This window comes from uncultured Gimesia sp. (assembly GCF_937919775.1).
Classification (GTDB): domain Bacteria; phylum Planctomycetota; class Planctomycetia; order Planctomycetales; family Planctomycetaceae; genus Gimesia.
Genome location: NZ_CALFPF010000423.1, coordinates 1 through 10,624, shown reverse-complemented (window position 1 = coordinate 10,624; position 10,624 = coordinate 1). Strand labels below are relative to the sequence as shown.

At 51.7% G+C, this 10,624-nt stretch carries 13 protein-coding genes; 6 read left to right on the top strand and 7 right to left on the bottom strand.

All coding sequences use genetic code 11. From position 1 onward, the window contains the following. Positions 1-185 precede the first annotated feature (185 nt). From Q0294_RS11585 to Q0294_RS11580, 3 genes are all read right to left on the bottom strand, one after another. Positions 186-1,373 carry an AI-2E family transporter gene (locus tag Q0294_RS11585; protein WP_299465097.1) on the bottom strand — a complete coding sequence of 396 codons (1,188 nt, stop codon included), beginning with the start codon at positions 1,371-1,373 and terminating at the stop codon, positions 186-188. A 241-nt stretch (positions 1,374-1,614) separates the two neighbouring features. Beyond that, the gene (locus Q0294_RS23425; RefSeq protein ID WP_366917971.1) at positions 1,615-1,776 is read right to left on the bottom strand and encodes a DUF6314 family protein; all 162 of its coding nucleotides are present in this window, start codon (positions 1,774-1,776) and stop codon (positions 1,615-1,617) included. After that, positions 1,740-2,051 (bottom strand): hypothetical protein, encoded by a 312-nt coding sequence (locus tag Q0294_RS11580; protein ID WP_299465094.1) that lies wholly within the window; start codon positions 2,049-2,051, stop codon positions 1,740-1,742. Before Q0294_RS11580 ends, Q0294_RS23425 begins: the two co-directional genes overlap by 37 nt. A gap of 209 nt (positions 2,052-2,260) precedes the next feature. Between Q0294_RS11580 and Q0294_RS11575 the strand changes: the two genes are divergently transcribed. Beyond that, entirely contained in the window at positions 2,261-3,868 is a 1,608-nt protein-coding gene (locus Q0294_RS11575; RefSeq protein WP_299465091.1) for a serine hydrolase, read from the top strand. A gap of 32 nt (positions 3,869-3,900) precedes the next feature. Continuing rightward, on the top strand, positions 3,901-4,200 hold the full coding sequence (locus Q0294_RS23420) for a recombinase family protein (protein WP_366917970.1): 300 nt from the start codon (positions 3,901-3,903) through the stop codon (positions 4,198-4,200). A 7-nt stretch (positions 4,201-4,207) separates the two neighbouring features. Here the strand turns inward: Q0294_RS23420 and Q0294_RS11570 are convergent, their stop codons facing one another. The 4 genes from Q0294_RS11570 to Q0294_RS11555 all read right to left on the bottom strand — a co-directional run bounded on the left by Q0294_RS11570 (position 4,208) and on the right by Q0294_RS11555 (position 6,802). Beyond that, positions 4,208-4,456 carry a hypothetical protein gene (locus Q0294_RS11570; RefSeq protein WP_299465088.1) on the bottom strand — a complete coding sequence of 83 codons (249 nt, stop codon included), beginning with the start codon at positions 4,454-4,456 and terminating at the stop codon, positions 4,208-4,210. Between the two features lie 94 nt (positions 4,457-4,550). Next, entirely contained in the window at positions 4,551-4,985 is a 435-nt protein-coding gene (locus tag Q0294_RS11565) for a secondary thiamine-phosphate synthase enzyme YjbQ (RefSeq protein ID WP_299465085.1), read from the bottom strand. A gap of 191 nt (positions 4,986-5,176) precedes the next feature. Further along, on the bottom strand, positions 5,177-6,235 hold the full coding sequence (locus Q0294_RS11560) for a 3-deoxy-7-phosphoheptulonate synthase (RefSeq protein WP_299465082.1): 1,059 nt from the start codon (positions 6,233-6,235) through the stop codon (positions 5,177-5,179). 45 nt (positions 6,236-6,280) lie between these two features. Beyond that, complete coding sequence (locus Q0294_RS11555; protein ID WP_299465079.1) at positions 6,281-6,802, bottom strand: shikimate kinase; 522 nt, start codon at positions 6,800-6,802, stop codon at positions 6,281-6,283. Positions 6,803-7,206: 404 nt separating this feature from the next. Between Q0294_RS11555 and Q0294_RS11550 the strand changes: the two genes are divergently transcribed. From Q0294_RS11550 to Q0294_RS11535, 4 genes are all read left to right on the top strand, one after another. Beyond that, positions 7,207-7,785: a sigma-70 family RNA polymerase sigma factor gene (locus Q0294_RS11550; RefSeq protein ID WP_299465075.1), complete on the top strand. Its 579-nt coding sequence runs from the start codon at positions 7,207-7,209 to the stop codon at positions 7,783-7,785. Further along, entirely contained in the window at positions 7,778-8,227 is a 450-nt protein-coding gene (locus tag Q0294_RS11545; RefSeq protein ID WP_299465072.1) for a hypothetical protein, read from the top strand. The genes Q0294_RS11550 and Q0294_RS11545 overlap by 8 nt, the downstream gene beginning before the upstream one ends. Then, the gene (locus Q0294_RS11540) at positions 8,227-9,444 is read left to right on the top strand and encodes a GspE/PulE family protein (RefSeq protein ID WP_299465069.1); all 1,218 of its coding nucleotides are present in this window, start codon (positions 8,227-8,229) and stop codon (positions 9,442-9,444) included. Before Q0294_RS11545 ends, Q0294_RS11540 begins: the two co-directional genes overlap by 1 nt. Positions 9,445-9,522: 78 nt before the next feature. After that, complete coding sequence (locus Q0294_RS11535) at positions 9,523-10,611, top strand: type II secretion system F family protein (protein WP_299465066.1); 1,089 nt, start codon at positions 9,523-9,525, stop codon at positions 10,609-10,611. Positions 10,612-10,624: the final 13 nt, after the last annotated feature.

Here is a 10,624-nt window from a genome sequence, read left to right as displayed (position 1 = left end):
CTAGGGAAGAGTATTGCCGTGTTCCCCTAGAATGTCAAGGGGAAAGTTTTCTGGTCAGGCGAAGAAGCATTTTAGTCGGTTGAGAATCGATAAATAGTCAGACGCGAATCAATTCATACTTTACTGAATGGTTTCGACTTCGCCTCCGTCACGGCTGGCTATTACTCGCCGTCACATATCTATTGTCAAGAATCACATTGGCTTTCCAGATAATCGTTCACATACAGTTCTTCCACCACCACTTTACTGGCTGCCAGCAGAGGGGAAGCAACGGCGGCTCCGAGGAAACCGAACAGGACTCCCATGATCGCCTGAAACGAAATCAGGAGTGCCGGCGGGAGTGAAACCTGTTTTTGCTGGATTATGGGAGTCACCAGGTAACTCTCCACCAGTTGTAAAACGGCATAAGTGGGCACGACCAGCGCAGCAGTGGTAGGGCTGCTCGACAGCGCAACCAGAATCGCCAGGAAGAAGGCGATCAGCGACCCAATGTTAGGAATGAAGGTGAGCAGCCCTGTGATCACACCCAGGGTCCCCGCCATCGGAACCCCTATGAGGAACAGCAGCACCGCCGCGCCCAGCCCCGTGATCAGCATGGATGCAAACCGCCCGACGAGCCAATGCCAGAGGGTATCACTGAGCTGATTCATTAAATCGCGTATGCGTTCTCTGCGTGCAGGAGGCACCAGCAGCACGGTTCCGTCTCGGTACGCCTGGGGAGAAACGGCCAGGAACAGTCCGACAAAAAAGATCAGCAGACTGTTGACGATCAGTCCGAATGTCGTTCGAAACATCTGGCCCACCAGCGAGACCGCTTGTTTCGCCGGCTGAGGTAATGAACTCAGACTCGGCTTCGACTGCGCAGACTGATCGTCTGATGGAGTTTTATCCTGTTGATTTTTCTCTGCTGTCTGCCTGTCTGACTGCGCTGTGTATTGTGACTGGCCTGAACGATCGGACTGTAAAATCTGAACTAGAAACGGAGTCGACTCGATTACTGATTTGACCGACGTATATTGTCGAGCCCACTGTTGAACTTTTTTCGCACCCTGATCGATTTCCTGGTCTGCCTGTTCAATTTGCTGATTGATTTCTGTGAAGAAAAAAGCATTGACGCCGACAAAAGCACACAGCAGTACCACCACGACCGCCGCCAGACTCCCTTTTCGAGAGAGCGACAGCCATTCGCTCACTTTCAGGCTGGCATGATTGAGAAACACCCCGAACAAAACCGCCAGAAAAAGTGTGAGCACAATTTCCCAGGTGATCACGAGACCGGCCGCGAGCATCACGACAACAACGAGTGTGGTTGCCGCTTGCGTAATCGTATTGGTAGAACGTTTCTGATCGCGGTCTGCGAGGTATTCGTTCATTGGTTTTCCCATCTTGAATTGGTTCTTGCTTCCAGAGCGAGACGCAAACAATGTGCCAAATCCTATTCAAGCGGAACCATCCGCGATTGTTGCGATGATCTTCAAAATAATGGGGCATACAGGAAGAGAGGGAGATTTCAGCATGGGATGAACGGTGGCTGACCGCGCAGCCTGCGCGATGGGGAGTCAGTAAGAATACAACGTATTTTCTAGTTGAATATACGTCTCGATTCCGAGTGAACTACGAATACACATAGCCGATGCATTCATTCTTCGTGGCTCCTTTGACGGTCCAGTCGAGGTGCAGTCGGTCGTGTTCGCATTCCAGTGTAGCGCTATAAAGATCATTGCTGCAGACATGGGGTTCTACCGATTCCCAGCGTGTTTCAGCCGTTTGTTGCAGTTCAAACAGATAGACCGGATGAGATTCTGATCAGGCAGTGAAGTCCAGCGGAACACGTTCGTAAATTGGAGTTCGGTTCCCTCGGTCGGCGACCAGCGGCCGCTTTCCTGAAACAACAGAGTCGAAGGATCGATGGCTTCTACAGCGACGGAACCCGTGCCCGTTCCATTCCAGCCACTTCCGGAATCGAAAGATTGAGCTACAAACTGAAGCGACTCGACTTCTGACAGACGTTTCCAGAGCGTTTGTGGATCGAAGTTGGTTTTCAATTTCAATCTCCAATTATCTTTACTGGAATTCGCGGCCGTTGAACTCGAAATAAAAAAACGTTCCCGCGACCCGACGTACAGTTTATCATCAGTTCCCGGGACACGACAAGAGGTTCGCCAATTCGGCTATCGACCCGCTTTCACGTTGGATAGAATTGAGCTCTCTACAACAAATACTGAATCGCAGCCATGTGGACGGACCAGGGGAGAGTTCAATGAGTCACAGTCAGGGTAGCTCCAGGTACGTCTTCACGGCGCTGTTTTTCTGTGTCGTTTCGATCACTCAGGCTGGTGTTGAAGAAGCGGAACTCAAAGAACGCTTCGGCGAACAACAGTTCGCGCCCGCAGGCGGATTCATTCTTCAACCAGGCCAGAAGCTCCCTGATCTTGTCTGGGAACAGCCTCAGCAGGTATCCCGGGTGGTCGAGCAACCTGCGATCCCCACGCGCTGGTTCAACGCACGCTTTGAGGAAGTTCGTACCGCGCGTGAGCCAGGCCGCTATTACGTGTATGGTGAAGCGCCTGTTCCCGCAGGCCCCGTGCTGCGTCGTGCGATGACCTGCTGTTGTGTTGGCAATGATGGTTCCCTGGAAGAACTGGCTCAGAAAAGGCTGCTGTCTCAACGGCCGGCAACTGATACCAGTCTGAAACCAGACGACGTCACGACCCTGGTACGTCATTGGCAAAACTCCGAAGAGGGGGCCGTGGAGCTGGCTGCGTTGCTGGAAGCGGATTTCAAACCAGGCCCTGTACGACGGGGCCAATGGCAGATGGAGAATGCGACGCAGCACGTTCGTTTGAAACGCAAACTAATGGGCCTGGATCACAAGCCTATCGTGAAGGTCGTCCCTCAGCCGTTGCACGGAGAGCCTGCGCCCGTATTGCGAACGGCGCCTCTGGACGAAGCAGAAATCACCGCAGCACAACTGAAGCAGATCGAAAGCAAACTCGACGCATGGTACGCCGCCTCTTCGGAGCCGATGGCAGTTGTGATTGCCCGGAACGGCGTGATCGTCACCGCCAAAGGTTATGGAACCGTCGACGGGCAGGCGGTCACTGTCGACACGCCGATGAAGCTCGACTCGGCCATGAAGCCGCTGATTGGACTTCAATTGGCGACGTACATTGATCGCGGGATCTTGCGTCTGGATCAGCCGATCGGCGAGATCCTGCCGGACTTTGACACTCCCCGTGATCGCAGTCTGACGTTCCGGGCCGCACACGTCCACGCGACCGGCATTCACTTCCCCTGGGCACTCGCTTTCGAGCGGTTGTTTTACTTTCATACCTGGCATGAGGCCTTGATCGCCCATTGCAAGCGCGAATGGGAACCCGGTGCCAGACATCGGTACGGAGTCGTCGGCGTGATTCTGTCCGTCCGCGCACTGGAACTGCTGCGCGGCAGGAATTACTGGGATGCGATGGAACGGGATCTGTTTCAGCCACTGGGAATTCATAACGTGCTGCCGGGCGGGACCGGCTTCTCCGCTGAAAGTCTCGCACGGATTGGTGTGTTGCTCGACAATCGTGGTCGCTATGGCAAGTGGGAATTCTTTTCCAGAGAGACACACGCGGCGATTCTGCCGACGTCACTCAAACCCTACTTGCCCGAGTTGAACATGCAATACGGCATCGGCCTGCAGGATGAGTCTCAATATCTGGGTCCAGGCAGCTACGGACATGGCGGCGGCTGCGGCACACTGCTGGTCATCAATCCGGAACAGCATCTCGTCTTTGCGATGGTCCGCAACGGACAGGGAAAAGAATTCAAGAAATACCGCACGGAAGTGATGGACTTATTGAAAGCGTGGATCAACGAGTGACTGCAGCCCCGATTCGTTGTCGTTAATGAATCGTGACGAATAAAGGAGCATCGCGTTCTGCAGGCACATTGTGTCACACACTGAATTTTGTTGTCTCTGGAAAAACGGTCTCACCGACATCCCAGGTCCAACGCTCAAAGAACATCAGACCCTCAGAACTTCGAGATGTGTACGCCGAAGTCGTTGCCAAGGTCGCTGAACTCCGAGATCAGGGGAAGACTCATATGGAAGTCTGCAAAGCTTTGAATGATCTTGGGTTAACAACTCGCACTGGCAAGCTCTGGCGACATCCGCAGCAGATCGTGAAGTTGCTTCGGTCTTTCGAGGGTTGAGCAGTTTTCATTCATCATTCGTGTAGTCGTTGTAGGATACGCTCGAATTCTGACTGGTAAATTGCTTATAGCGGCCTTCCTTCTTGTAGATTTCGACGCACTTTTCGTATGGTGGCTTGGCGAGCTTGCCGCCCCGTCTGCCATAGTATCCGACGTGTTCCGGCCATTCCTGGCTATCCATTTCTTGCACTTGAATCTCCCACCATGACCAGCGGACCACATAGCATTTTTTGATGAGTTCAAGGGCTTTTTTCATGCTCGTGCAGGTATAGAACACCATTTCATCCGCACTCCAATCCTGTGGAGTACCCCCTATTTCGTGGTGTAGTACGATGAAAACTTTCATGTTGCTATTCCCCGATAATTTTTACCAGAATCCGTTTCCGCCTGCGGCCATCGAACTCGTAATAAAAAATATGTTCCCACGGTCCCAAGTGGAGTTTACCATCTGTGATGGCAACGACAACTTCGCGGCCCATGATCTGGCGTTTGTGGTGGGCGTCGGCGTTGTCTTCCCCCGTGCGATTGTGCAGATACCCGCCGGAAGCAGGATCACTGCTCGCATCGAAGGGAGCCAGCTGTTCCAGCCAGCGATCGTAGTCAGCATGCAGTCCTGGTTCGTTGTCATTGATGAAAACCGACGCGGTAATATGCATCGCGTTAACGAGGACTAATCCATCCTGTACACCGCTTTCTGAAACCAGGTCTTCAACATCATCGTGAATCGAGACGATCTGCCGACGCTTTGGGATATCCATCCAGAGTTCTTTGGTGAGTGTTTTCATCTTACTGCTCTTATTTCTTTCCATGGTTTTCAAAGCGTGGAGAGAAAGTATCATACTAGACGGAGCTGGGTTTCTGAATCGAAAAATCAGAATTCGAATTACAGCGCAAGGAGCAACGATTCCCCGCAAATGAATGATGAGCAGGGAGCGCGATCTGGCCAGAGATGGCAGAAGTCAATACCGCAGGCTGATCAGGAGAGCTTTTCGTGTGTCGACAGAATCAGATTTTCGGTCTCTTCCCAGTCGATGCATTCGTCCGTGATCGAGACGCCGTATTGTAGCTGGGTCAGATCTTCGGGCAGGCTCTGATTGCCGGCGTGCAGATTGCTTTCGAGCATTAAGCCGATGATCGTGTCGTTTCCGGCGACGCGCTGGTCGATGACGTCGTTCCAGACGACGCCCTGATTGCGATAATCCTTGTTGGAATTCGCGTGGCTGCAGTCGACCATGAATCGGGGAGAGAGGCCGGCGGCCTTGAGATTTTTGGCTGCTTCTTCCAGATGTTCTTTCTGATAGTTCGGACCCGAGCGACCGCCACGCAGGATCAGATGCCCCCAGGGGTTGCCTTTGGTATTGACGACGCAGGTCTGGCCGTCGGCATCGATTCCCAGAAAACTGTGCGGGCTTTGTGCGGCGAGCATCGCATTGAGCGCGACATCCAGACTGCCATCGGTGCCGTTTTTATAACCGACGGGCATTGAGAGTCCGCTGGCCATCTGACGGTGCGTTGGCGATTCGGTAGTGCGGGCGCCGATCGAGGCGATGGAGATCGCGTCGGCGATATACTGTGGCGTAATTGGTTCCAGCATTTCTGTTGCAGCCGGGACACCCAGTTCACCAATCTGGAGCAATAACTGGCGGGCGATTTTCAGACCCGATGAAACATCAAACGTGCCATCCAGATGCGGGTCGTTGATGAGGCCTTTCCAGCCGACGGTGGTGCGGGGTTTTTCGAAATAGACGCGCATGACCAGAAACATCCGGTCGTCCACTTTGGCAGAGAGCTCTTTCAAACGTTTGGCGTAATCGATGGCGGCTTTGGGATCGTGAATGGAGCAGGGGCCCACGACGACGATCAGCCGATGGTCTTCTCCCGAGAGGATGCGTTTAATTTGCTCGCGCGATTCGCCGACGGTCTGGGTGACTTTCTCGGTGCGTTTGTAGGTGTCTTTCAATTCCTGCGGAGCAACCAGGCGAATCGTTTCATGGATGTTGACGTTTTGAATGGGTAGCATCGTTTTTTCAATCATGTTCGTTACTTAAGTGATCGGAATCAGTTTATCTTGATGATCCATTTAGAGTGCCAGTTGCTGACGGATCTGGGAGACGATTTCCGGTGGGGTCAGCAGGGAGGCATTGATTTTTATTTCAGCATACTTTTCATAAAGTGGAAAGCGACTGGCGTATAAATCTGCCAGACTCGTACCCGGTTCAATCAAAACGCCCCGCTCACAGGCGTCTGAAAAGCGTTGCTCCAGTATTTCAGGGGCCACATCCAGCCAGACTATCGTACCAAGAGTGCCGAGATGTTGCATGGCTTCCCCGCTATAACAGACACTTCCTCCTGTAGAAATGATGGATCCTGCTGATTGAATCGATTGGACGTATGCAGACTCAATCGTGCGGAACCCTTGTGCGGTATGATCGGAAATAATTTCAGCCAGCCGTTTTGACTCGCCAGCCTCAATTAATGCATCGGTGTCGAGGAAAGGAAGACCTGTCTGTTCAGACAGTAGTTTTCCAACCGTTGATTTTCCGGACCCGGGCATTCCAATCAGGATCACCCCTTTTTTTCCGTGGTTGGTGTCAGCCGCCATCGCGATGCTCTCCGCAGGAAAAGGGAGAGGGCAAACCGGACGCTATAGGATGGTCTTTCGTCTTGTGAAACCGCAAAAACATAAAAGTCGTATCTGTATGTTAAATAGTAACTTGCGTTGATTTCTCGGTTTTGTTTTAAAAATTCAACAAAATCCAGAGAAAAGGAAAACAAATCATATCTCAAATAATGTCTAATAGGAACTAAGTGGAAATTCAGGTGAAATCTCCAGGGATATTTTCTGGTTACGATTGAGACCAGCACAAGCATGGATTCGATGTTTGTGAAAATTTCACAGGAATTTTACTCGTCAAAGAATCTTAACAGTTCTGTTAGGACATTGTCGTTATGAATCTATAGCGATGATCTGAGTTTTTTCTGAAGCTTGAAGAATCGAATTCAATCGTGGAAAAACTGTCGCCGGTTAAATTTGCAGCGAAGATCCGATGTTGTGCCAATGATCTGCAGGATCATGGTGTCGACAGGCTGGGTTCGTTGTACGATTTGACGGCGCATCGACTGGTTCGATATGCGGTGACAGTGACCCGGAACATGGCTGATGCCGAAGATGCGATTCAGGCGATTCAGGCGACGATGGTGCGGATTGCCATGAAGCCGAAAATTCTGGCAACGGCTCAGCAGCCGTGGGCCTATTTATTAAGAGTGACCCGCAACGAGGCGTTAAGAATTCTGCAAAAGCGGAAGCCTTTACAAATTTTTGCTCAGTGCCGACAGCTCTGGGCGCGGGATGCTGAGATTGTGGAAGAGAACGATCAGGCGCAGGTGATCCGGCAGGCCTTGAAACGTCTTCCGACAAATCAGTCTGAAGTGGTGGTTCTGAAGATCTGGGAAGAGATGACATTTGCGGAAATTGCCAGTGTGCTGGATGAATCGCCGAATACCGTGGCCAGTCGTTATCGTTATGCGCTCCAGAAATTAGACAGTTACCTGCGTCCCATGACGCGTGAGGATATCAATGTTTGAATTTGAAGATCACCATTCTCTGGAAGAGCGATTGCTGAAGGCGTCTGCCAACTCTGCGATTCCGTTGCGGGGCGGTCACCGGCAACAGGTGCTGGATGCCGCACGTCAGGCGCGCTCCCGCAAGCTCTATCTGCGAAGTCTGGCCGCGGTCGGCGTGTTTTTCCTGGCTGTCACGCTGTTCTTTGGCTTGCAGGATTCCGCGAGGACACAGAGTGTGGCCTCCGATGACAGCCCGGGCTGGTCTAAAACAATCTATGTCACAGGCAGTCAGGTTTTAGGGATCTCGACGGCAGCTCATCAGCCGGACACAATCAAAACCGATTGGAATTCCGTGCAGGCCACTCTGAAACAATCTGGTGAATGGGGGCTCGTCGATGCCGTCGTTCGATTTCGGAATGAGCGTGCGGGAACGATTGAGCAGATCTTTCATCGAGGCGATTAATGCAGGAGACTTTGTCCCAACGCTTTCAGGAGCAACTGCCTGAAAAAACAGAGAACCATCCGGAATTCGTGACAGAACTGGTGGATCTAATCTTAAATCAGGCACAAGCCGTCAATGCCAGTGATATTCATCTGCTGCCCACGGAAAACCAGATGCGGATGGATTGGCGGATCGACGGTGTGTTGCATCACGTGGCCGACTTTTCCCATGAACTGGCGCCACGAATTACGGCGCGCCTGAAAGTGATTTCGCATTTACTGACCTATCGGACCGATGTTCCTCAGGAAGGCCGCATTCGCCAGCAGGGAGAACAGGCTGTCGAAACGCGGATCAGCACCTTTCCCACACTCTATGGTGAAAAGGTAGTGGTGCGATTGTTTGTCGGCTCGGGGCAGTACAAACATCTGGAGAGCCTGAATCTCCCCGAGGAAATTCTGGTGGAGTTGAAACGGTTACTCACACAGACCGGGGGCGTGATTCTGATGACGGGCCCGGCCGGCAGTGGGAAAACAACAACCATCTATGCCTGTCTGCGTGAAATCATTCGACAGTCCAAAGGATCCCGCAGCCTGGTCTCTCTGGAAGATCCGATTGAAGTAGTAGTTCCCACGGTGGCCCAGTCGCAGGTGAATCCTTCTGCGGGCTTTGACATGGTTCTTGGTCTGCGTTCTCTGCTCAGGCAGGATCCGGAAGTGATCATGGTCGGAGAAATCCGGGATCGTGAAACCGCGGAAACCGTTTTTCAAGCCTCGCTTTCCGGTCATCTGGTTGTGACGACCTTTCATGCAGGCAGCGCAACAGAAGCCGTCAGTCGACTGTCGGATATGGGAATTGAGCCTTACCTGCTGCGCAGCGGATTATTAGCCATTCTGAGTCAGCGCTTATTGAGGCGGCTTTGTGACTGTGCTCAGTTTTCCCATGCAGAGGAAGATCGGCTGGGGCTGCATGTAGAACAATGGAAAGTGCCCGTAGGTTGTACAGACTGTGGCCAGACCGGTTATCAGGGACGCATCGTGCTCACAGAAATGTTGCAGCCCGGTCAAGTGGATGTTGCGAATGCCATTTTAAATCAGGCTGATGCGACAGTACTGCATCAACTGGCGGTTCAATCGGGAATGCGAACGCAGTGGAGTCGCGCCTTGGAAGCCGTCAATCAGGGCATCACCAGCCCTGCGGAAGTGCGACGCGTGCTGGGCATGACACGTTTGGAACAGTGACAGAGTTTGACTTCGACTCACAGGTAATCTGACAAAATGACCATCAAATTAATCGTTACTGTCTGAGAGAGTGTGTATATGAATTCGAAAGACGATTCCGATTCTTTGAATCCGAAAGAAACACGATTTGAACTTGATGAATTGATCGCTTTGAATGAAGAGATCATCTCTCTGGTTCAGGCCGGGATTCCGCTGGAGTTGGGTTTGCGGGAAATGGGAAATGAACTGCCTGACCGCCTCGGAAAAATCAGTTCGGATTTAGCAGGTAAGATGGAGCGGGGCAGTTCGCTGTCTGAGGCGATGAACTCAGAAGGCCATCGGTTTCCCAAGGTCTATCGCGTGATTGTCGAAGCGGGAATCAAGTCTGGAAAGTTAACGGTTGCGCTGGAAGAAATGTCAAATTATGCCTGGGAGTTATTTCATTTAAGACGTCAGATCGGCATGGCGATGGTGTATCCCCTGATCGTGTTCAGCCTGGCCTATGGTCTGTTCATGGTATTTCTGTTTGAAATGCTCTCGCGCTTTAACATGGCTTATGAGGTATTTCGACTGGGAGAGACTCGACCCTTACATTATTTAAACATGATGGAATCGACGATTGTTTACTGGGGCATGCTCCCCCCTCTGTTGCTCTTTGTGTTTGTCATCTTATGGATGCGGACAGGCAGTTCTCAATTGCTGAATTTCAAAGGGACCAGCCGTCTGGTTGGCTGGATTCCCGGCGTACAGAAGATCGCCAATTATTATCGGTATGGCAATTTTTCAGAACTGATGTCGCTGCTGATTCAGCAGAACATTCCGTTTGCAGAATCAATTGTGCTGGCGGCGGAAGCGACCGGCGATGATCAACTGGTAAAATCGGCAAACCTGATGGCTGAACGGCATTTACGGTCTCAGCCGGAAACCGGCGACTCGGCGAAAGAATATGGCTGGCCGCCTCTGTTGACCTGGCTGTTGACGACGAAAAATCAGCAGGGCGAATTAAGCCTGGCGTTAAAAAACGCCGCCGATATGTATCGGAGAAAAGCAACCAATTATACGCGCTGGTTCAGAATCCTGTTTCCGATTTTTACCGGAACGATTATCGGCGGTGGAACCGTTTTGTGTTATTCACTCGTATTATTTCTTCCATTCTCCGATATGCTTAAACAATTGGCGAATCCTTAAAGTTCTAAAATAT